Source organism: Streptomyces sp. NPDC048507, assembly GCF_043199995.1.
In the GTDB taxonomy this organism is placed as follows: Bacteria; Actinomycetota; Actinomycetes; order Streptomycetales; family Streptomycetaceae; genus Streptomyces.
In genome coordinates this window covers 584,706-606,462 of record NZ_JBICWZ010000002.1, presented here as the reverse complement: position 1 = coordinate 606,462, position 21,757 = coordinate 584,706, and the positions used below count along the sequence as shown (strand labels likewise).

Here is a 21,757-nt window from a genome sequence, read left to right as displayed (position 1 = left end):
TCAGCCGATCGGTCCGCGGTAGCCGAGCGCGTTGCCGATGCGTCCCGCCACGTCGTTCCTGCGGACCGCGCCGGGGGCGTCGCCGCCCACCAGCCACGGACGGCAGCGGTCGCCGAGCATCAGGCCGAAGCTCTCGGCCTCGATCTCCTGGGCGTCCTCGTAGTGGGAGCGCGCGGCGACGCTGGCGTACGTCAGGTCCGAGGCGTCCGGCAGGGAACGGGCGGCGGCCGCCGCCCCGCGTCCGTGCTCGGTGCAGTGGCCCGCCTTCATGTGCCACAGCTCGTGTCCGAGGATCACCAGTTGGTGGTCCGCGGTCGTGTACTTCTCCACGACGACGATGTCGTACTCCTCCATGTTCAGCCAGAGCCCGGAGGTCGTCAGCTCGGTCGGGAAGCGCTCGAAGCGCAGCACGATGGGACGGCCGCCGCGCGAGCGGCTCATCGCGTCGCACAGGGCCCGGAAGAGGGTCTGCGGATCGACCGGCGCCTCCAGGTCGAGCGACGACGTCAGCGCGGTGCACAGCTTGCGCATCGAACGGGAGACGTTCACCGGACCTCCTCAGCGGACAGCATCGAGGTGATCATGCCCAGGAGAAGTGTCTCCTGTGTACGGGTGAGGGCTTTCCCCCGGGTCGATATCGAGACCAGCCCGTACTGGTCCATGAGGTCGGCCATCAGATCGCCCGATCCGTTGTTGAGGGACTGGACCGCGGGCTGGAGGGCCCGGTTCACGGCCTGGGCCGGGGTGTCCGTGAGGAAGGCGGCCTCACGGCCGAAGAAGGCGGCGAACTGCGCGCAGTGCCGCAGGTGCGGCACTTTCCCGCCCGACACCAGCTGGTTGACCCACCAGGGGGCGGCGCCGATGGCCGCCGCGATGTCCGCGACGGCGTAGGGCCGGCCGTCGGTGTCGCGGGAGGCGGCGTAGAGGTGGGCGGCCCGCAGGCGGACCGTTTCCGCTGCCTCGTCCGGCGTGGGATCCGCGAACTCCTCGCCCCGCAGGAGGGCGGCGGTCAGCCCGGCGGGGACACCGGTCCGCTCCGCGAGTGCCTCCACGTTCAGGATCTCGTCCACGTCCAGTTGCCTCTCCTTGGCGAGCGCCCGTATGCGGGCGAGCGTCGCGGCGAGGGGCAGGACAGACTCCGCCATCTGTCTGTACTCCCATACGTCCGAAGGGCAGGTCCGGCTGCGCGCCCGGGGGCGTGAGCACCCCGAGCTTCAAGATCCACATCAGCGGGCCGGGCCGTCGTCGTTTCCGAGGACGGCTGCGGACCGATGGTGGGACGGACAGCAAGATACAGCCAGTGAGCTGGACTGTGGCGAGAAAGGGAGCGTCCAACCGGTCCCCCGGCCCCGGGCGCCCCGCGGGTAAGGAGTACCCGGCCCGGACGGTCCATACCCGCAGGTCCGGGATCTTCGGGCCGGTCCGCCCGCCGTCCCGCCACGGCCCCGCGCGACCCTTCCCGCCCCGCCGGGCGCCGGCCGGCCGCCCGTCGCCCGCGCGGGGCCCCCGGGGCCGGAAATGGTGCGCGGCCACGTACCATGGCGGCATGTCCTTCCTCCGCCGCCACCGCGCCGCCACTCCCGCCGGCCCGGACTTCGACGTCCTCGCCATGGACCCGGGGGACTGGCCGGGCAACCTCGGGGCCGGGCTGCTGCCCGCCCCCGACGGCAGCTGCCAGGGTGTCTTCCTGCGCTACGACCTGTTCGGCGGCCGGGGCCCCGCGATGATCATCGGGAACCTCCCCGAGGGATCGCCGGCCCGGGACCTCGCCGAGGGCCAGGTTCCCTTCGAGGTGGCCCAGCTCCTCGCCGCCCTGGAGAACGAGGAGGAGGTCGAGGTCACCGGCTCCGAGGACTGCCCGGTCATGCAGGGCGACAACCTCCTGATCGTCCGCAAGGTCAAGCTCTCCGAGACCCGGATCTCCTGCGTGCAGTTCGATCGCAGCGACAACGTCCTGGTGACCATCGCGAGCTGGGACCGCCCGATCACCGACGACCTGTACGCGCTGCTGAAGCCCCTCCCGGCCGAGCTCTTCCAGCAGGGCTAGGCACCCGGAGTCAGGAGTCCGCGATGTCGTTCGCCGCCACGTAGCCGAACGTCATCGCGGGACCGATCGTCGAACCGGCGCCCGCGTAACTGTGGCCCATCACCGCCGCGCTCGCGTTGCCCGCCGCCCACAGCCCCCGGATCACCGAACCGTCCGCCCGCAGCGCCCGGGCCCGGGCGTCGGTGACGATCCCGCCCTTCGTCCCCAGGTCACCCGGCACGATCTTGAACGCGTAGAACGGCGGCACCCAGACCGGCGCCAGGCACGAGTTGGGCCGCACGGCCGGATCCGTGTAGTAGTGGTCGTACGCCGTGTCGCCCCGGTGCTGGTCGGGATCCGTGCCGTTCCACGCCTGCGCGTTGAACCGGCCCAGCGTCGCCCGCAGCGCGGCCGCCGGGACCCCGATCTGGCCCGCCAGGGCGTCCCAGGTCCAGGCCTTCTTCGCGGCCCCCGCCTCGTACCAGGAGTCGGGGAAGGGCAGCGTCGGCAGGATGTCCTTGAAGAGGTACCGGTTGCGGTAGTTCTGGTCCACGATCAGCCAGGCCGGGATGTGCGAACCCGTGCCCCGGTCCTGCTCGTACATCACGTGCACCACGTCGCTGTACGGCGCCGCCTCGTTGACGAAGCGGGTCCCCGCCCGGTTCACCATCAGACCGCCCGGCAGGGTCCGCTCCGCCAGGCAGAAGTACGGCTCCCCGGGCAGCGGGATCGACGGACCCCACCAGGCGTCCTCCATCAACGCCAGCGCGGCGCCCGCCCGTTGTCCGGCCCGGATCCCGTCGCCCGTGTTCTCCTTCGCGCCCACCGACCACTGCGTACCGATCGGCTGCTGCTGGTACTGCGCCCGCATCTGCGCGTTGTGCTCGAAGCCGCCCGAACCGATGACGACCCCCTTGCGGGCCCGCACCACGCCCCGTACGCCCTCCTTCTCCACCACGACCCCGGTCACGGCGCCGTCGGGGCCGCCCTCCTGGACCAGGTCCACCAGCGGGCTGTTCAGCCACACCGGCACCCCCGCCCGCTGCAGCCCGGCCCGCAGCCCGGCCGCCAGCGCCTGGCCCATGGTCAGCGGCTTCTCTCCGAGCAGCGCCGCCTTCGCCCCGCGCGCCAGGCACTCCGTGGACACGGCGAGCCCCTTCGCGCTGACCGCCGCGAGGTTGAGCCACTTGTAGTCCTGGCTGAACACCACCATCCCGGCGGGCACCGGCATGTACGCCGGGTTCAGGTGCGCCAGTTCGGCGCCCAGGACGTTCCCGTCGATCTGGTCCGGCTCGATGGAGCGGCCGTTCGGCAGTCCGCCCGGGAGGTTGGGGTAGTAGTCGCTGTACCCGTCCATGAAGCGGAACCTCAGCGGGCTGTTCGCCATGACGAAGTCCAGCATCCGGGGGCCGTTCGCCAGGAACGCCCGCTGCCGCTCCGCCGGCACCTGCGGCCCCACCACCGCCGACAGGTAGGCGGCCGCCTTCTCCGGAGTGTCCGGGACCCCGGCGCCCAGGATCACCGAGTTGTTCGGCAGCCAGATCCCGGCGCCCGAACGCGCCGCCGAGCCGCCGAAGGTGGGCGCCTTCTCCACCACCAGCACGCTCAGCCCCCGCCGGGCCGCGGTCAGGGCGGCCGTCATTCCCGACGCCCCCGACCCGACCACCACGACGTCGTACTCGCCGAGCGGGGCCCCGTCCGCCCGTGCGACGGCGCCGGGCAGCACGGTGGCGGCGAGCGCGCCCGCCCCCGCCCCGGCGAGCACCGTACGGCGGGAGGGCGGCCGGGGCAGGGTGCCGGCGGTGTTCCCGGTCGGCGGGCGGTCCTGGATCTGCGTCATGGGCGGGCTCCAGCGGGGTGGGAGGGGGCGGCGCTCCAGCATTCTGATGCTGAGTCAGAAAAGGTCTTCGGGGGATCATGTGATGTCAAGGCACACGCACCCGACGCCCGCCCACCCGAGCCACTCCGCGTCCGGCCCGCGGCACGCCCGTGGCCCGCACACCGGGTGTGCGGGCCACGGGCGTCCTCGCGCGTCGGGGTCGCGGTCTCAGCGGGTGCCGACCGCCGCCCGGACCGCTCTGCGGGCCATCCCCGCGTCGTCGTGCAGGCGGCGAAGCAGCAGGCGCTGCTCCTCCCCCGAGGACAGGGCCCCCGCCGGCAGCGGGTGGGCCGGAGCGGCCGCCGCCATCGACCGCTGCACCGCGGTCTCCGCCATCCGGATCTCCCGGGTCAGCACCAGCATCAGGTTGACCAGGAAGGAGTCCCGTGACGCCGGGCCCGCCGACTGGGCGAGCCGGCTGATCTGGCCGCGCGCCGCCGGGGCGTCGCCCAGCACCGTCCACAGCGTCGCCAGGTCGTAGCCCGGCAGGTACCAGCCCGCGTGCTCCCAGTCCAGGAGCACCGGCCCGGCGGGGGAGAGCAGCAGGTTCGACAGCAGTGCGTCGCCGTGGTTGAACTGCCACGGGATCCCCGCCGGCCGCAGACCGTGCAGCAGCTTCTGCAGGTCACCGAAGTCCCGGTCGGTCAGCAGCCCCAGCTCGTGGTCCCGGGTGATCCGGCGCGCGTAGTCCACCGGGTGCCCGAACAGGTCGGCCGGCGGCCGCCACTGGTTCACCCGGCACACCGCGCCGAGGGCGGCCCGTACGTCGGTCCGCGGCGGGGCCTCCACCGGATGCCGCTGGAGCGCCGCGACCCGGCCCGCCATCCGCTCCACGACCAGGACGCAGTTCTCCGGATCGGCGGCGATCAGCCGCGGCACCCGGACGGGCGGGCGGTGCCGGACGAAGGTCCGGTACGTCGCTATTTCGTGGCGGTACCGCTCGCGCCATTCGGGGGAGTGGTCCAGTAAAACCTTCGCGACGGCGGTCATCCGCCCCGTCGTCCCCACCAGGAGGACCGAGCGGCCGCTGCGCCGCAGGACCTGCACCGGCGCGAACTCCGGACAGATCCGCTGCACCGAGGCGAGCGCGGTGCGCAGTTGCGCCCCCTGCGGTCCCGACAGGTCGATCCTTCCGCTCAGCGGCTGCGTTCCGCCGCCCGGCATCCGCCGGGCCCGTACGGCGCCGGCGCCCTGCGCCGGGCCCCCCGCGCGGCCGGGTTCGAGGTAGGGGCCGCCCCCCGCCTGGAGGGTGCGGTGCTGGCGGACCGGGGCGGACACGGAGGACGTTGCTGCGTACATGGCGTTTACGGTTCCCTTCGTGCGCCGACGAGTTGCGTACGCCGCCCCGCCGGATCCCGTACTTCACCCTGGGGAGTTCCGCCGGTGAACCGGGTCGGGGAGGCGCATTCCTACCTGACACCCGGGGGTCCCTGGCGAACCACGGGGCGTGCCCTGGCGAACCCTGGCGAATAGTCCACTGGGAACTGACAGGGGGCTACTGTCAACTCAGCCGAGAACCTGGGGGCTTGACGTGAGCAAAGGTCCAAACACCCGTCTGAACGACCTGTTCGGCCTGGCCGGCTGGTCCAAGGGCGAACTGGCGAGGATGGTCAACCGGCAGGCGGCGGCCATGGGTCACCACCAGCTGGCCACCGACACCTCGCGGGTACGGCGCTGGATCGACATGGGGGAGACCCCGCGCGAACCGGTGCCCACGGTACTGGCAGCACTGTTCACCGAGCGGCTCGGTCGTGTCGTGACCATCGAGGACCTCGGGTTCGTACGGCAGCGGCGCACCACCAAACGGCAGCCGGACGGGGTGAAGGAGAACCCCGACGGAGTGCCCTGGGCGCCCGAACGCACGGCCGCGGTCCTCACCGAATTCACGGGAATGGACCTCATGCTCAACCGTCGCGGCCTGATGGGCGCGGGAGCCGCGCTCACCGCCGGCTCAGCCCTCAGCAACGCCATGTTCGACTGGCTGCACACCGACCCCGCCGCCGCCAAGGACGCCCAGCGTTTCGGCGACCCCTACCAGGCCGACCAGGCGGGCTACGACCGCTACGAGGCCGCCCCCATCGGCTCCCAGGAGATCGAGGCCCTGGAACGCTCGGTGGAGGTGTTCCGCGCCTGGGACGCCTCCCGGGGCGGCGGCCTCCAGCGCAAGGCCGTCGTGGGCCAGCTGAACGAGGTCGGCGGGATGCTCGCCTACCACCACCCCGACCACCTCCAGCGCAGGCTGTGGGGGGTGGCGGCCAACCTGGCGGTCCTCGCGGGCTGGATGTCGCACGACGTGGGCCTCGAACCCACCGCCCAGAAGTACTTCGTCATCGCCGCGCACGCGGCCCGCGAGGGCGGCGACCGGCCGCGGGCCGGCGAGGCCCTCTCCCGCGCCGCCCGCCAGATGGTCCACCTGGGCAAGCCGAACGAGGCCCTGGACCTGATGAAGCTGGCGCAGTCCGGCTCCGGCGAGCAGACCCTGCCGCGCACCCGCGCCATGCTGCACACCATCGAGGCCTGGGCGCAGGCCGCCATGGGCAAGGGGCAGGCCATGCGCCGCACCCTGGGCGAGGCGGAGGACCTCTTCGTCTCCGACAAGGGCGACGTGCCGCCGCCGTCGTGGATGCAGCACTTCGACGAGGCCGACCTGCACGGCATGCAGGCACTGGCGTACCGCACGCTCGCCGACCACGACGCCACCGCCGCGCCCGTCGCGGCCCGGCACGCCCGCGAGGCGCTGCGGCTGCGCGGGGACGGCTACCAGCGGTCCCAGATCTTCGACTACATCTCGCTGGCCTCGGCCTGTTTCATCGCCGACGACCCGGAACAGGCCGACCGCTACGCCCGGCTGGCCTTGGTCTCCATGAACGAGACCTCCTCGCTCCGCACGTGGGACCGGCTCCGCGAGATGTATCGGCTGACCGGCCAGTACGCGGGCTACGGACGCGTCGAGGACCTGCGGGAGGAGATCGAGCGGGTGCTGCCCGACGCCCCGGCGCGGAGCTCGGCCAGCGGTGCGCAGGCGTAGCGGCGGGGGGTGGCCCGCGGGGGGAGGGGCCCCGCGCGGACGGGCCGGACGGGACTGCCGTCCCGCCGCTAGCCGCCGATCCGGGCGACCAGGACGCAGGCGTCGTCCTCGCGCTCGCCCCCGCCGAACTCCCGCGTCACCAGCCGTACGCACTCCCCGGCCGACGGGGCCGCGGAGAACCCCGGGGCGAGGGCCAGCAGCCGCTCGGCCGCGTCCGGCCCGCCCCCGGCGAACTCCGCTCCGCGCGGGGTCAGTCCGTCGGTGTGCAGGACGAGTACGTCGCCCGGTTCGAGCCGTTCCTCGGCCTGCCCGTACACGGCTCCCGGCGTCGCGCCCAGCAGCACGCCCTCGGGCGGCCGCAGCGCCCGGCCCCGGCCGTGGCGGAACAGCAGCGGCGCGGGGTGGCCGGCCTGCGCCCAGGACAGGACCCGGCGGGCCGGCTCGTAGCGGCAGCAGACGGCCGAACCGAGCGCGGGGCGGACGGAGTTCTCCAGCAGCTGGTTGAGCCAGCCCATCAGCGGGCCCGGTTCGATCCCGGCCATGGCCATCCCGCGCAGGGCGCCGAGCACCATCGCCATTCCGGAGGTGGCGCTCACCCCGTGCCCGGTCAGGTCGCCGACGGTCAGGAGGGAGCGGCCGTCGGGGAGTTCGAGGGCGTCGTACCAGTCGCCGCCCATCAGGGCGCGCGTCGTGGCGGGCAGGTAGTGCGCGGCGACGTCCAGGCAGGAGGGGTGTTCGCGCGGGAACCGCAGGGAGCCGCGCCACGGGGGGAGCACGGCTTCCTGCAGTTCGACCGCCAGCCGGTGCTCCGTCCGCGCGACCTCCTGCCGGCGACGCAGCGAGTCGTGTGACTCGCGCACCGCCCGCCGGCTGCGGCGCAGTTCGCTCACGTCGCGCAGCACGGCCCACATGGTGGCCGTGCAGCCGTCGGAGTCGAGCACCGGCTCGCCCCTCATGTGCAGCGTCCGGACGCGGCCGTCGGCCCGGACGATGCGGAACTCGCCGTCGATCGGCTTGCCGTCCACCAGACAGTCCGTGACCATCGCGGTGAGCAGCGGCCGGTCCTCGCAGAAGAGGGTGGAGCCCAGTTCGTCCAGGGGCAGCGGGCCCGCGGCGGGAGGCCGGCCGAAGATCTCGAAGAGTTCCCCGGACCAGGTGACCTCGTCCGTCAGCAGGTTCCACTCGGCGGTGCCGACCCGTCCCCGGCGCTCCTCGGGTGTGGTCTCGGGGTCCGCCGCGGGCAGCCCGGCGGGCTCCGGGGAGGGCGGTGGGCCCTCCTTGAGCTGGCCGAGCTGCTCGCCGAGGTCGTCGAGGTGGTGCACGGCCAGGTCGCACAGTGCGCGCTGCCAGCGTCCCCGGGCGTCGTCCCCGTCCGCGGTGCTGTCGCGGCGTACCGCGGCCACGTCGCCCCGCAGCCGGCGGGCCAGGGAGATCAGCGCGTCCAGAGTGCCCGGCTCGGGCGACTGCGCGGGGCGGTCCGCGTACAGATGGGACGGCATGGGCACTCCGATGCAGGCGCGGCGGTACGAACGCGTCACGGCCAGGTCCGTGAGCGGGACCGGTTACGACTGTGGCACAGCCCACGAGGGGCCGTAAGGCGTTTGGCAACATCCGTAACGGCCTTGCTCCTGGCATATGCCGCAGGCGATCCGGGCGTGCCGCGCGCGTACGAACGAATCCGGTCAGCCGTGTCGGAGCCCGGCCCGACGGCCGCCCGGGGGGCTCCGGCGGCCGGCCGGCCCGCCCGGACGGCGCCGCCGACGGCCGGAAAACGGCGTCCCCGGCGCGGTGCGTCGAGCGTACGGCCGAGGTGTGCGAAGCGTCGGCCGCCGCCCGCGCACGGCCGGAGCCGCGGATCGCCCCGTGTGGGGGATCCTTCGAACGGAGCATCCAGCGCTGCGGGTTGTGGTCACAAGGGTCCCGCCCGTCCCGCCGCTCCCGCGCTTCCCACCCCACCGACTGATCGCTACTCTACGTGTCGGTAATGAGGCGGCGCCGGTCCGTTCGGCGGACCGGGGGCAGGGCGGGGACGCGACCAGATGACCGAACAGAGCAGCGCGGCCGCACCGGGCGCGGCCGCACCGGGCGGCGCCGACGGCAGCCCCGCCGCACCCGGCCGGAGCCGGCGCTCCTTCCTCACCCACCTCGTCGCCGCGCCGACCCTGGCGCTGGTCACGCGCGCCGCGGCCGACGCCCTCGCCCCGCAGCCGGCGCACGCGGTCGTTCCCAGCCTCCCCGCGATCGCCGACCTGATCGACCTCGGCGACCTGTTCATCCTGGCCGGCGCCCCCACCTCCGCCCTGCTGGCGCTCGCCGTGGACCCGGACGGCACCATCCGCTTCCGGCTGCCCCGCGAGGAGGTCGGCCAGGGCCTGACCACCGCCGTGGCCATGCTGGTCGCGGAGGAGCTCGACGCCCCCCTGGACGCGGTCCGCGTGGAACTCGACGACGCCCGCCCCGAGCTGCTGTTCAACCAGCTCACCGGCTCCTCCAACGGGATCCGCTCGCTCTACGGCCCGGTCCGCCAGTGCGCCGCCACCGCCCGGGCCCGCCTGGTCGCGGCCGCCGCCGAGCGCTGGGGCCTGCCCGCCGCCCGTCTGAGCACAGCGGGCGGCGCCGTACGCGCCCCCGACGGCCGCAGCGCGGGCTACGGCTCGCTCGCCGCGGCCGCCGCCTCGCCCGCCCTGACCGTCCTGGCCGCGACCCCCAAGCCCGCCGCGCGCCACACCCTCGTCGGCACCCCGGCCGGCCGGATCGACGCCCGCGCCATGGTCACCGGTGCCCAGCGCTACACCCTGGACCTGGACGTGCCCGGGGCCAAGCCCTGTGTGGTGCGGCGCCCGCCCACCCTCGGCGGATCCGTCCGGGCCGTCACCAACCTCGCCGTCGTCCGGGCGATGCCCGGGGTCCTGCACGTGGTGAGCGTCCCGACCGGCGTCGCCGTCGTCGCCGAGACCTTCGGCCAGGCACTCGACGCCAAGACCGCCCTCCAGGTCGTCTGGGGCCCGGGCCCCGCCGACGGGCTCTCGGACGCGCAGATCCGTACGAAGCTGCGCGCGGCGACGGGGCCGCTGCTGGTGCCCCCGCTGCTCACCCCGTACGTGGACGCCGAGTTCGACTTCGCCTTCGTCAGCCACGCCGCCATGGAGACCAACTCCGCGGTCGCCGACGTCCGCGAGGACCGGGCCGAGATCTGGTCCGGGCTCAAGTCCCCGATCGTGGCGCGCGAGACCATCGCGGCGGAGCTCGGCCTGCCGCTCGACCGGGTCACGGTGCACGTCGTCCAGGCCGGCGGCTCCTTCGGCCGGAGGCTGTTCTTCGACGCCGCCCTGGAGGCCGCCCGGATCTCCCGGGCCTGCCGCCGCCCGGTCAAGCTGATGTGGACCCGCGTCGACGACACCCGGCACGGCCGGATGCGCCCCGCCACCCACCACAAGATCCGCGCCACCCACCTGCTCGGCGAGGTGCTCAGCTTCGAACACCGGGTCGCCGCCGCCGAGACGGATTTCCGGCACGGGCTGGGCGAGATCATCACCGCCACCGCCGCCAGCCTGCCCTCCGGCATCGGCAACGCCACCCTCGCCCAGACCCTGTTCCTCACCACGGTCAAGTCCCCCTACCACTTCGGGCTGACCACGCAGGTCCTGTCGGAGGTGCCGACCGGGATCCCCACCGGGTCCTGGCGGTCGGTGTACTCGGCCAACACTCGGGGCGCCGAGGAGATCGTGGTCGACGAGCTCGCCGCCGCGACCGGCAAGGACCCGTACCGGTTCCGCCGCACCTTCCTCAAGACCGACGCCCAGCGCGCGGTCCTGGACAAGGCGGCCACCGAGGGCCGGTGGGGCCGCTCCCTGCCGGCCGGCTGCGCGCAGGGCATCGCCTTCCACGAGGAGTACAAGTCCCGCACCGCCTGCCTGGTGGAGATCGACACCCGCGATCCGCGGCGCACGCGGGTCACCCGGGCGGTCATCGCGGTGGACGTGGGCCTGCCCGTGAACCCGCGCGGACTGGAGGCGCAGATGGCCGGCGCCCTCACCGACGCGATCTCCACCACCCTGCGGGCCGGTCTGCACCTGGACGGGGGGCTGCCGCTGGAGGGCAGCTACAGCCAGTTCCACTGGGCGCAGCAGCGGGACACCCCGACGGACGTACGGGTCTTCGTGCTCCCGGCGACGGGGACCGAGCCGGGCGGCGCGGGCGAGCTCGGGGTGCCGGCGGCCGTCGGGGCCATCGCCAACGCCTGGGCCCGGGCCACCGGTTCGAAGCCGCGCAGCTTCCCCCTCGACTTCGACGTCGACTTCACCCCCTACCCGCGCTGACCTGGAGCTCCCGTGCCGTCCCACACCTTCACCGTCAACGGGCGCGGCGTCACCGTCGACGCGCCCGACTCCATGCCCCTGCTGTGGGTGCTCCGCGACCTGCTGGGCATCACCGGTCCCAAGTACGGCTGCGGGGTGGACGTCTGCAAGGCCTGCACCAGCCACCTCGACGGCGTCGACGTCAGGCCGTGCGTGGTGCCGGTGTCCGCCTGTGCGGGCAAGGAGGTCACCACCATCGAGGGCCTGGCCGACGGGGACACCCTGCACCCGGTGCAGGAGGCCTGGCTGGAGCAGGACGTGGCCCAGTGCGGGTACTGCCAGCCCGGCCAGATCATGGCGGCCGTGGCGCTGCTGAAGCGGACCCCGCGGCCCACGGACGCCGACATCGACGCCATCGCCAACATCTGCCGGTGCGGGACCTACTTCCGCATCCGCGAGGCGATCCGCAGCGCCGCCGCCCGGATGTGAGCGGCGGGGCCCCGGACACGAGGGGCGGGGCCCCGGACGGGAGCGCCGTGGCCCGGGTCCGCGGTGCTCAGGCCAGCAGCTTCTGCTTGGCCTGCTGGAACTCGGCCTCGGTCAGGTCGCCCTTCGCCTTGAGCTCGGAGAGCCGGGCGAGTTCGTCCGTGGTGTTCTTGCCGGTGGTCCCGGCGGTCTCGCGGATGTAGCTGTTGAAGGCCTCCTGCTGTTCCTGCGCGTGCTTGATCTCGCGCCGGCCCATGTTCCTGCCCCGGGCGATCACGTAGACCAGGACGCCCACGAACGGGATGAGCAGGAGGAACAGCAGCCACGCGGCCTTCACCCAGCCGTTCATCTCGTGGTCGCGGAAGACGTCCACGATGATCCGGAAGAGCAGGATCAGCCACATGACCCAGAGGAAGATCCACATCACGGTCCAGAAGGCACCCAGGACCGGGTAGTCGTAGGCCAGGTAGACGGATGCGTCCATGGCCGCCCTCCTTCGTTCGGGCGGTCGCCCGTGCCCGAAGCGCGCGGGCGGCCGACGTGATCACCATCGCAGCGGCCGCACAAGATCGCCACTGGGCCGAATGGACCGGCAGCTTCCCCGCAAATCGGCCATAAATGGACGATCATGCCGGAATGAGGCGTATCAATCTGAAACGCGTGCTGGTCGGTGAGCCCCTGGACACCGCGCGCCTGGGCGAGACCCTGCTGCCCAAACGGCTCGCCCTGCCCATCTTCTGCAGCGACCCGCTCTCCTCCGTGGCCTACGCCACGGAGGAGATCCTCCTGATCCTCGCCCTCGGCGGGGTCGCGCTGCTCCACCTCACGTGGTATGCGGCCGCCGCCATCGTCTTCCTGCTGGTCGTCGTCATCGCCTCCTACCGGCAGACCTGCCACGCCTACCCCGGCGGCGGGGGCGCGTACGTCGTCAGCTCCGAGAACCTCGGCCCGACCGCCGCCCTCACCGCCGCCAGCGCCCTCCTCGTCGACTACGTGATGACCGTCGCCGTCTCCGTGGTCTCCGGGGTGGCCGCCATCACCTCCGCGATCCCCTCCCTCAGCGACCACCAAGTCGCCCTGTCCGTCGCCTTCGTGGTGCTGCTCACCCTCATGAACCTGCGCGGCGTGCGGGAGTCGGGCCGGGTCTTCGCCATCCCCACCTACGGCTTCGTCCTCGTCATCTACGTGATGTTCGCCTTCGCCGCCGTCCGCCTCGCGACCGGCGACACCATCCGGGCCGAGTCCGCCCACCTGCCCATCACCGCCGCCGGCACCTACACCGGCTTCGCGGTGATCCTCCTCGCCCTGCGCGCCTTCGCCTCCGGCTGCACCGCCCTGACCGGCGTCGAGGCCATCAGCAACGGCGTCCCCGCCTTCGCGAAGCCCAAGGCGAAGAACGCGGCCACGACCCTCGCCGCGATGGGCGTCCTGTCCGTGACGATGTTCGCCGGCATCACCGTCCTCGCCATGTCCTACCAGGTGCACGTCGCGGCCGACCCCACCGAACTGGGACTCGCCCCCGGCACCCCGATGTCCACCGCGCTCGCCCAGATCGGCCGCGCCACCTTCGGGAGCTGGCACTTCCTCTTCTACCTGCTCCAGGCCGTCACCGCCGGAGTGCTGGTCCTCGCCGCGAACACCGCCTTCAACGGCTTCCCCATGCTCGCCTCGATCCTCGCCAAGGACCGGTACGCGCCCCGCCAGCTCTTCAACCGCGGCGACCGGCTCGTCTACTCCAACGGCGTCGTCCTGCTCGCCCTCGCCGCCATCGCCCTGATCGTCGCCTTCGACGCCGAACTGACCCGCCTCATCCAGCTCTACATCATCGGCGTCTTCGTCTCCTTCACCCTCTCCCAGGCCGGGATGGTCCGGCACTGGCGCCGCGCGCTCGCCTCACCGGCCACGCCCCGCGACGAGCGGGTCCACATCCACCGCCGGCTCGCCATCAACGCGGTCGGCGCCTGCATGACCGCCGTCGTGCTGGTCATCGTCCTCATCACCAAGTTCACCCACGGGGCCTGGCTGGTCGTCATCGCCATGCCCGCCCTGTTCATCGGGATGAAGGGCGTCCGCCGCCACTACGACACCGTCGCCCGGCAGGTGTCCGTGGCCCCCGGGGTCCGGCCCCGCAAACCCGCCCGCCACCACGTCATCGTCCTCGTCGCCTCCGTCCACGCCCCGACCCTCAAGGCCCTCGGCTACGCCCAGGGGCTGCGGCCCGACACCCTGACCGCGCTGTCCGTCGCCGCCGACGAGCAGGACGCGGACCGGCTGCGGGCGGCGTGGGCCGCGCACGATCCGGGGATGGCGCTGAAGATCCTGCACTCGCCCTACCGCGAAGTGGTCGGACCGGTGATGGCGTACGTGGAGCAGCAGGCCGCCGCCGAGGGCACGGACATGCTCTCGGTCGTCATCCCCGAGTACGTCGTCGGCCACTGGTGGGAACAGCCCCTGCACAACCAGAACGCCTTCCGGCTCAAGGCCCGGCTGCTGTTCACCCCGGGGGTCGCGGTGATCGACGTGCCGTACCTGCTGGAGTCGGCCCAGCAGCAGCCGCAGCAGCCGCAGTCGCAGGAGGCGTAGCCGGGCGCTGGCGCACCGCCGCGTGGGCCAGCGCCAGCTCCACCACGTGCGCCGGGTCCGACAGGGCCCGGCCCGTGAGCTGCTCCAGGCGCCGCAGCCGGTTGGAGACCGTGTTGCGGTGGCAGTACAGCCGCTGCGCCGCGTACGTGGTCGAGCCCCGGCAGGCCAGCCAGGTGCCCAGCGTGTCCAGCAGCACCCGGCCGTCCTCCGGGGGCAGGGCCAGGACCGGGCCCAGCACCACCCGCAGCAGCCGGGCCGCGAGTTCGGGGTCGGCCGCCACCAGCGCTGCCGGCAGCCGTTCGTCGAGCAGCGCGGTCCCGGGCCCGGCCGCCGCCGGGGCGGTGCGCAGGGCGAGGGCCGCGAGCCGCCGGGCCCCGGTCAGCTCGGCCGGGGCCGCCACGACCGGGCTGACCCCCGCGCGCACCGCGAGCGGACCGAGGAGGCCGCGGAGCGACTCCAGCGGATGGTGGCCCAGCTCCGCGAGGCCGGTCTCCCCGTCGGCGCGGACCCGCCACAGGACGCGGGGTCCGTCGTCGGCCCCGTCCGCGCCCGCAGGGAGCCCGGCCGCGCCCGGCCCGGCCGCCGCGAGGACGATCACGGCGAAGCGGCCCCGCTCGGGCAGGCCCAGCCGGACGGCCGCCGCGGTGGCCTCGGCCGGCGGGACGCCGCCCTCCAGCAGGGTGTCGAGCAGGGCCGCGCGCAGCTCCCGGTCGCGCTCGCCCCGCTCGGCCTCCACCCGCAGGTACGCCTCCGACGCGGCGTCCGCCATCTGGTCCAGTACGTCCCACAGCGCCACCGCCCCCGGCAGCAGCCGCGGCAGCTCCGCCCGGTCGTGCGCGGCCACCGCCTCGGTCAGGGACTGCCACAGCAGCCGCCCGCCGGAGCGGTAGGTCCGCCGCACGGAAGCGAGCGGCACCCCCTGCCCGGCCCGCAGCGCGCCGGTGGCCCGGGCGTCGTCCAGCTCGGCCGGCAGCCCCCGGGCGCCGCGGACCAGGCCCTCGACCGCCTGGTTCAGGGTGAGGTGGATCCGCTCGCGCAGTTCGGGCCGCCCGAGCAGGGCGGCGTACGCGGGATCCTCGGTCAGCGTCCGGTCGGCGAGCCGGTCCGCCGCGACGGCGATCCGGCGGTTCAGGTCCTCGCGTATCTCCTCGATGATCCGCTCCATGACGGGCAGCGTGACACGGGCGAGGGGGCGCGGGGGAGCCCCGGGCGGACTCCGTTTCGGGCAGGATGGGGGAGGGAGAACGGTCTCGATCGCTCTCACGATCGCACTCTTGATCAAAAACGGATGCGTTCCGGCCAAGCTGTCGCGCGGTAACGCGCATGTTCCAGCGGAAAATGCCAGAACGCCCTTTCGCAGAGTGGAAGTTGAGTAAGTTCCCTTCTTGTCGCGCCGTACGACCGTGCATACAGCACGTGCGGCCGGGAGGGGAGCCCGCGTGCCCGGGATCGACGAATGCCTGCTCGAAGCCATGGCGCTGCCTGGTGCGCGGGGGGCCGCGCTGGTCGACTGGAGCAGCGGACTGGCCCTCGGCACCGCCGGCGACTCACCCGTCGGTGACCACGAGACCACCGCTGCCGAGACCGCCGAACTGGCCCGGGCGGCGGCCGAGTACGAGTCCTTCGCGCCGGCGGCGGGCGAACCCGGATCCACCGACGGACCCCCGGCGTCCGGACCCCCCGTAGAGGACCTGATCGTCACCACCCGCTCCGGCTACCACGTGCTCCGCTTCGTCGACACGAGCTTCGACAGCAGCGTCTTCCTCCACCTGTGGCTGGACCGGACCGACGGCAACCTCGCCCTCGCCCGCCACAGACTCCGCGCACTGGCCGAAGGACTCGTGCTCAGATGACCACCGCCGTCTCCCCCCTGCTCACCCGCCTCGCCGCCGAACGCGCCACCGGCGCCCTGCTCCGCGACCGCGGCACCCTCTTCCTGGAGGACGGCCGCATCGTGCACGCCGAGAGCCCCGCCACCCCGGGCCTCGACGTCCTGCTCACCACCGGCGGGGGACTCGCCCCCGAACGCTGGAAGGAGGCCGTGAACCAGGCCGGTGCCCGTCGCCAGGTCGCCCGCTTCCTCGTCGACAGCGGCGGCCTCGCCGGCGGCGAGCTGGAGATCTGTCATCTCGCCGCGATCTTCGACGCCGCCTTCTTCGCCCTGTCCCCCGGCAGCGGGCCCTCCCGCTTCCGGCGCGGCGCCACCCACTGGATCGGCTCCGTCCGCTCCGTCCCGGCGGCGGCCGTCGAACGCGAGACCAGCCGCCGCCGCGAACTGCTCGACGCCGTCTGGCCGTACCCGCTGCTGGACATCTCCCCGGTGGTGCCCCGCCGGGCCGCGCCCGGGCAGACCGTCACCGCCCGCCAGCGGCTCCTGCTCGCCCAGGCGGACGGCGTACGGACCCCTGCCGACCTGGCCTGGGCGCTCGGCCGGCCCGCCTTCCACACCCTGCTCGACGTACGAAGACTCGCCGCCGCCGGACTGGTCGAGACTCCGCACACCCGGCCGGTCCCGTTGCCGGCCCCGCCCCTGCCCGCCTGGATCACCGAGGCCCAATCCCCGGACGTGGCTCTGCTCCGCCGGTTACGCGACGCACTGGAGGCAAGTCTGTGAGGCTCCCGCTGCGACCGGTTCTGCGAGCCGACCGCTCCGAGCGGAGGCTGCCCGAAGGGAGGAGCGCCGAGATGAGTGCGGCGATGGTGCCCGCCGAAGCCGAAGCCGAGATACTCGCCGAGCTCCGCCGGCTCCGGGCCCGGGTGCCCCAGCTCACCGGAGCCCTCGCCGCGAGCGCGGACGGGCTGGTGCTCGCCCAGGACAGCGCCGCCACCGAGGCCGAGTCCGTCGCCGCGCTGACCGCCGCCGCCCTCGGCGTCGCCCAGCGGCTCAGCGACTGCACCGGCCAGGGCGGCTTCCGCGAACTCCTCGTGCGCGGCGAACACGGGTACGTCGCCACCTACGCCGCGGGCGACGCGGCGGTGCTGACCCTGATCGCGGAGCCGCGCGTCAACGTCGGCCGCCTCCATCTGGAGGCGCGCCGCTCCAGCCTGCGGATCACCGAACTCATCGACCACAGCCTCGGGCGGCGCGGGCCCGGCCGGCTCCCGCCGCCCCCCGCCGCGATCGGACCGGCGTCCTGACCCCGTTCCCGTACCCCTCCCCCTTCCTTCCGCTCTTCTTCCGTCTTCTCGCCCAGCAAACGACAGCACGTCCGTCCGTCCCGTCCCGGGACATGCCACAGCAGAAAGAGGAACCCCTCATGGTCAACGTCGAGACCGCACTCAAGGAAGCCACCGCCACCATCGACGGAGCCATCGGCGCCGCCCTCGTCGACTACGGCAGCGGCATGGCCCTCGGCACCATCGGCGGCGGCAAGGAGCTGGACCTCTCGGTCGCCGCGGCGGGCAACACCGACGTGGTCCGCGCCAAGGTCCGCGCGATGGAGATGCTCGGCCTCAACGACGCGATCGAGGACATCCTGATCACGCTCGGGAGTCAGTACCACCTGATCCGGCTGATGAAGGCGAAGGGCACCAGCGGGTTCTTCCTCTACCTCGCGCTCGACCGCGGCCGGGCCAATCTCGCCATGGCCAGGCACCAGCTGAAGAAGATCGAGGCGGACCTGGAGATCTGAGCCGTCCGAGGGGGCCGCGACGGCGCGGTGGCGGGCGGTCGAATTCTTTGCCGTCCGCCCCGGCGGCCCCCGGGTATATGTCCGAGATGGGCGGACTTTATCATCCTGTTACAGAGTAAGATGCTGTAATCAGCTGATCATCAACCCATCGACAAAGCAAAAAACGCTGGAGAACCCGCCACCCATGCCCCCGCGCCTGAGCATCGTCGTCCCCGTCTACAACGTCGAGCTCTACCTCGACGAGTGCCTGGAGTCCCTCGCAGCTCAGACGTTCGACGACTTCGAGGTCGTGATCGTCGACGACGGGTCCACCGACACGAGTGCCGCCCTCGCGCAGGCGTTCGCGGAGCGTGACAAACGGTTCCGGGTGGTCCTCCAGAAGAACGCGGGCCTGGGCGCCGCGCGGAACGTCGGCTTCCGGCACGCCGCCGACGGCGCCGAGTACGTGGCCTTCGTCGACAGCGACGACACCATGCCGCCCCACGCCTATGAGCGCCTGATCGCGGCCCTCGACGAGACCGGCTCCGACTTCGCCGCCGGCAACGTCAGGCGCTTCCGCTCGGTCGGCATGCAGCAGTCCTGGGGCCACCGGCTCGCATTCGCGAACACGCGGCTGAAGACCCACATCTCCACCTTCCCGGCGCTGGTCACCGACCGCACCGCGTGGAACAAGGTCTACCGGCGCAGCTTCTGGGAGGAGCACGGCTTCGCCTACCCCGAGGGCATCCTCTACGAGGACGCCCCCGTCAGCATTCCCGCGCACTACTTCGCCAAGAGCGTCGACGTGATCGGCGACGTCGTCTACCACTGGCGGGTCCGCGAGACCGGCGAACGCTCCATCACCCAGCGCTCCACCGACCCGGTCTCCGTCATCGACCGCGTCACCTCTGTCCGCCTGGTCCGCGCGGCGCTCCTCGCCAAGTCCGGCGAGAAGTACGCCCGCTACCTGCGCGAGTACGACCGCAACGTGCTGAGCGAGGAGCTCCCGCTCATCTACAAGTACGTCGCCGAGGGCGGCCCCGACTTCCGCGCCGCCTTCGTCAAGGAGGTCGGCGGCCTCATCCGGGAGATCGGCACCGACCCCTGGAACGACCTCACCGTCGCCGACCGGCTCAAGGCGTACCTGGCCCGCGAGGGCCGCGTCGAGGAGTTCATCGCCCTCCTGCGCCACCAGCGGGACTTCACCTACAGCGTGCCCGTCAAGGGACTGGCCCGGCCGCAGGCCGACTACCCCTTCCTCACGGCACCCGTCCCGGCCAAGCTGCTGACCCTCGGCCCGCGCGAGCGCCGCGTGGTGAGCCGGCTGGAGCAGGCCGCGTGGAGCGACGGCAAACTGCTGCTGCGCGGCTACGCCCTGCCCGGGCACATGGGCGCGGAGAGCCGCCTCGGCTCCCGCAAGATGCTGATCTTCCGCGAGAACGGCAAGCGCCGCCGCACCGTCGTCAACACCCGTACCGTCGCCTCCCCGATGGCCACCGTCAACAGCCCGCACCTCGCCCTGCGGCACGCGGACTGGGCGGGCTTCAGCGCCGTGGTCGACCCCACCGTCTTCCAGTCGGGCGGCAAGTGGCGCGAGGGCATATGGTCCACCTCCATCGCCGTCACCGGCGCCGGAGGCCTGCACCGGGCCCGCCTCAAGGGCGGCGAACACGACAGCGCCCTCACCCCGCCCGCCTACTGGGCCACCCCCGACGTCCGCATCCTGCCGACCGTCAACAACGTCCTCACCGTCCAGGTCGAGATCGTCCGCGCCCGCGTCCTGGACGTCCGCGCCATCGACGGCGACACCCTGGAGCTGACGGGCGAGCTGGCCGCCGACGTCGGCGCGGACGCCACCCTCCAGGCCAAGCACGGCCAGAGCGTCCTCACCTTCCCGCTCGCCACCGCGGCCGCCCGCCCCGGCGGCCGGATCCCCTTCACCGCCGCCGTCCCGCTGGCCGCCCTGGGCGCCGTACCCCGGCGCAAGCCCGGGACGTGGAGCCCCGAGCCCTGGAACCTGTCCGTGGTCCGCGCCGACGGAACCCGCCACCCCGTCGCCCACGACGAGCGCGGCGGCTTCACCGGCCTGGTGGTCCCCCTCCCCGGCGACCCCGGGGAACGCACCGTCTACGCCAAGCGGGGCATGAGCGGCCACCTGATCCTCTCCGTCCAGCCCTCGCCGCCGCGGGTCGACACGGTCAGCGCCCGGGAGGGCACCCTGACCCTCGGGGGCAGCTTCCGCGCGCCCGCCTCCACGGCCGGCGAACCGTACGAGCTGGTGCTGCACAACCAGTACGGCATGGAGTTCAGCTACCCCGTCACCCGCGACGGCGACCGCTTCGAGGCGACCTTCGAGCCCGTCCTCCCCGAGCCGTACGCGGGCCGCACCACCCTGCCCAAGGGCCGCTGGTGGCCCACGCTGCGCCCGGCGGGCCGGGGCGGCGACACCGCCGGACTGCTCGGCGTCGACCGCGGGGTGCACGTACAGCTCGCCCCGTCCGTCATGGCCTCCGGACCGCACACCCTCACCGTCCTCGGCCGCCGGATGCGCGTCGAAGCCCGCCTCCACGACCGGATGGCGCTCGTCGCCGACCCGCTCCTGAGCCCGCACGACCGCTCCGCCTACGCCCAGCGCGTCGCGCGCGACGTGACCTACCCGGCCCAGCGCGCCCTGCCGGTCAAGGACATGGTCGTCTACGACACCTTCCGCGGGAACGGCGCCGGCGACTCGCCCCGCGCCATCCACGAGGAACTCCTGCGCCGCGGCGAGAAGCTGGAGCACGTCTGGCTGGTGCGCGACGGCCGCGCCGAGGTCCCGGCGACCGCCCGCGCCGTCCAGTACGGCAGCCTGGAAGCCTGGGACGTACTGGCCCGCGCCCGCTACTACGTCGTCAACGACAGCGTGCCGCTGCCCTTCTTCCGCCGCCCGGGCCAGACCGTCGTCCAGACCTGGCACGGCACGCCGCTCAAGCAGATCGGCTACGACTTCACGCACGACTACTACACCAGCCCCGAGGTCCTGGAAGGGCTCCGGCACGACAGCGCCCAGTGGTCGCTGCTCGCCTCCCCGAGCTCCTACGCCACGCCCGTCCTCAAGCGGGCCCTCGGCTACGACGGCCCCGTCGTGGAGGCCGGCAGCCCGCGGGCCGACGCCCTGGTGCGCCCTGACGCGGCACGGATCGCGGAGGTCCGCCGCCGGCTCGGCCTGCCGGAGGGCAAGAAGGTCGTCCTGTACCTGCCCACCTGGCGCGAGAACCGGCTCGGCTGGACCGGCGGCTACAAGCTCGACCTGCGCATCGACCTGGACGCCGCCCGCCGCGAGCTCGGCGAGGACCACGTGCTGCTGGTGCGCGGCCACCACTCCGTGGGGGAGCAGGTCCGCGAGGGCGTCCGCGACGGCTTCGTCATCGACGTCTCCCGCTGGCCCGACACCACCGACCTGCTCCTCGTCGCCGACGTGCTGATCTCGGACTACTCCTCCGCGCTCTTCGACTTCGCGCTGACCGACCGGCCGATCCTGCTGTTCGCGTACGACCTGGAGCACTACCGCGACACCCTGCGCGGCTTCACCTTCGACCTGGAGGCCAAGGCCCCCGGACCGCTGCTGAAGGACTCCGAGAGCCTGATCGCGGCGGTGCGCGACGCCGACGCGGTGGGCGCCGAGTACGCCGGGGCGCGGGAGGCGTTCCGCGCCGAGTTCTGCGACCTGGACGACGGCCGGGCCACGGAGCGGGTCGTCGACCGCATGCTCGCCATGTAGCCCGCAGGGGTGAACGTACGGACCGGTTCCGCGCCACCGATGAGTTTCGGGCGCGGAACCCGTCTGTAGGAGTGGGGACGGCAGCC

General features: G+C 73.3%; 17 protein-coding genes. 10 read left to right on the top strand and 7 right to left on the bottom strand.

What is annotated here, in order from left to right:
• Positions 1-531: a toxin-antitoxin system, toxin component gene (locus ACGFXC_RS07835; RefSeq protein WP_393710938.1), complete on the bottom strand. Its 531-nt coding sequence runs from the start codon at positions 529-531 to the stop codon at positions 1-3.
• A 14-nt stretch (positions 532-545) separates the two neighbouring features.
• Positions 546-1,145 (bottom strand): hypothetical protein, encoded by a 600-nt coding sequence (locus tag ACGFXC_RS07830; protein ID WP_393710559.1) that lies wholly within the window; start codon positions 1,143-1,145, stop codon positions 546-548.
• Positions 1,146-1,546: 401 nt separating this feature from the next.
• Between ACGFXC_RS07830 and ACGFXC_RS07825 the strand changes: the two genes are divergently transcribed.
• On the top strand, positions 1,547-2,047 hold the full coding sequence (locus tag ACGFXC_RS07825; RefSeq protein WP_393710557.1) for a hypothetical protein: 501 nt from the start codon (positions 1,547-1,549) through the stop codon (positions 2,045-2,047).
• 10 nt (positions 2,048-2,057) lie between these two features.
• On the opposite strand, the gene kstD is transcribed toward ACGFXC_RS07825, so the two are convergent.
• Complete coding sequence (kstD, locus tag ACGFXC_RS07820; protein WP_393710555.1) at positions 2,058-3,866, bottom strand: 3-oxosteroid 1-dehydrogenase; 1,809 nt, start codon at positions 3,864-3,866, stop codon at positions 2,058-2,060.
• A gap of 207 nt (positions 3,867-4,073) precedes the next feature.
• Positions 4,074-5,204 carry an aminoglycoside phosphotransferase family protein gene (locus tag ACGFXC_RS07815; RefSeq protein WP_393710554.1) on the bottom strand — a complete coding sequence of 377 codons (1,131 nt, stop codon included), beginning with the start codon at positions 5,202-5,204 and terminating at the stop codon, positions 4,074-4,076.
• A gap of 232 nt (positions 5,205-5,436) precedes the next feature.
• Here ACGFXC_RS07815 and ACGFXC_RS07810 point away from each other — a divergent pair, with 232 nt between their 5' ends.
• Positions 5,437-6,933: a hypothetical protein gene (locus ACGFXC_RS07810; protein ID WP_393710552.1), complete on the top strand. Its 1,497-nt coding sequence runs from the start codon at positions 5,437-5,439 to the stop codon at positions 6,931-6,933.
• Positions 6,934-7,001: 68 nt separating this feature from the next.
• Here ACGFXC_RS07810 and ACGFXC_RS07805 read toward each other — a convergent pair whose 3' ends face one another.
• Entirely contained in the window at positions 7,002-8,432 is a 1,431-nt protein-coding gene (locus tag ACGFXC_RS07805; RefSeq protein ID WP_393710550.1) for a PP2C family protein-serine/threonine phosphatase, read from the bottom strand.
• 540 nt (positions 8,433-8,972) lie between these two features.
• Between ACGFXC_RS07805 and ACGFXC_RS07800 the strand changes: the two genes are divergently transcribed.
• Positions 8,973-11,252 carry a molybdopterin cofactor-binding domain-containing protein gene (locus tag ACGFXC_RS07800; protein WP_393710548.1) on the top strand — a complete coding sequence of 760 codons (2,280 nt, stop codon included), beginning with the start codon at positions 8,973-8,975 and terminating at the stop codon, positions 11,250-11,252.
• Positions 11,253-11,264: 12 nt separating this feature from the next.
• Positions 11,265-11,720 (top strand): (2Fe-2S)-binding protein, encoded by a 456-nt coding sequence (locus ACGFXC_RS07795; protein ID WP_393710546.1) that lies wholly within the window; start codon positions 11,265-11,267, stop codon positions 11,718-11,720.
• 67 nt (positions 11,721-11,787) lie between these two features.
• On the opposite strand, the gene ACGFXC_RS07790 is transcribed toward ACGFXC_RS07795, so the two are convergent.
• Positions 11,788-12,201 carry an SHOCT domain-containing protein gene (locus ACGFXC_RS07790; protein ID WP_393710544.1) on the bottom strand — a complete coding sequence of 138 codons (414 nt, stop codon included), beginning with the start codon at positions 12,199-12,201 and terminating at the stop codon, positions 11,788-11,790.
• A gap of 152 nt (positions 12,202-12,353) precedes the next feature.
• Between ACGFXC_RS07790 and ACGFXC_RS07785 the strand changes: the two genes are divergently transcribed.
• Entirely contained in the window at positions 12,354-14,300 is a 1,947-nt protein-coding gene (locus ACGFXC_RS07785) for an APC family permease (protein WP_393710543.1), read from the top strand.
• Here the strand turns inward: ACGFXC_RS07785 and ACGFXC_RS07780 are convergent.
• A complete protein-coding gene (locus ACGFXC_RS07780) occupies positions 14,212-15,465 on the bottom strand; it encodes a PucR family transcriptional regulator (protein ID WP_393710541.1) in 1,254 nt (417 codons plus the stop codon). The genes ACGFXC_RS07785 and ACGFXC_RS07780 overlap by 89 nt on opposite strands.
• 274 nt (positions 15,466-15,739) lie before the next feature.
• Here ACGFXC_RS07780 and ACGFXC_RS07775 point away from each other — a divergent pair, with 274 nt between their 5' ends.
• From ACGFXC_RS07775 to ACGFXC_RS07755, 5 genes are all read left to right on the top strand, one after another.
• On the top strand, positions 15,740-16,153 hold the full coding sequence (locus tag ACGFXC_RS07775) for a hypothetical protein (RefSeq protein WP_393710539.1): 414 nt from the start codon (positions 15,740-15,742) through the stop codon (positions 16,151-16,153).
• On the top strand, positions 16,150-16,914 hold the full coding sequence (locus ACGFXC_RS07770) for a transcriptional regulator (RefSeq protein WP_393710537.1): 765 nt from the start codon (positions 16,150-16,152) through the stop codon (positions 16,912-16,914). Before ACGFXC_RS07775 ends, ACGFXC_RS07770 begins: the two co-directional genes overlap by 4 nt.
• A gap of 71 nt (positions 16,915-16,985) precedes the next feature.
• On the top strand, positions 16,986-17,438 hold the full coding sequence (locus tag ACGFXC_RS07765; protein WP_393710535.1) for a roadblock/LC7 domain-containing protein: 453 nt from the start codon (positions 16,986-16,988) through the stop codon (positions 17,436-17,438).
• Between the two features lie 119 nt (positions 17,439-17,557).
• Positions 17,558-17,932, top strand: a complete 375-nt coding sequence (locus ACGFXC_RS07760; protein WP_393710936.1) for a hypothetical protein — start codon at positions 17,558-17,560, stop codon at positions 17,930-17,932.
• A gap of 184 nt (positions 17,933-18,116) precedes the next feature.
• A complete protein-coding gene (locus ACGFXC_RS07755) occupies positions 18,117-21,671 on the top strand; it encodes a CDP-glycerol glycerophosphotransferase family protein (RefSeq protein WP_393710534.1) in 3,555 nt (1,184 codons plus the stop codon).
• Positions 21,672-21,757: the final 86 nt, after the last annotated feature.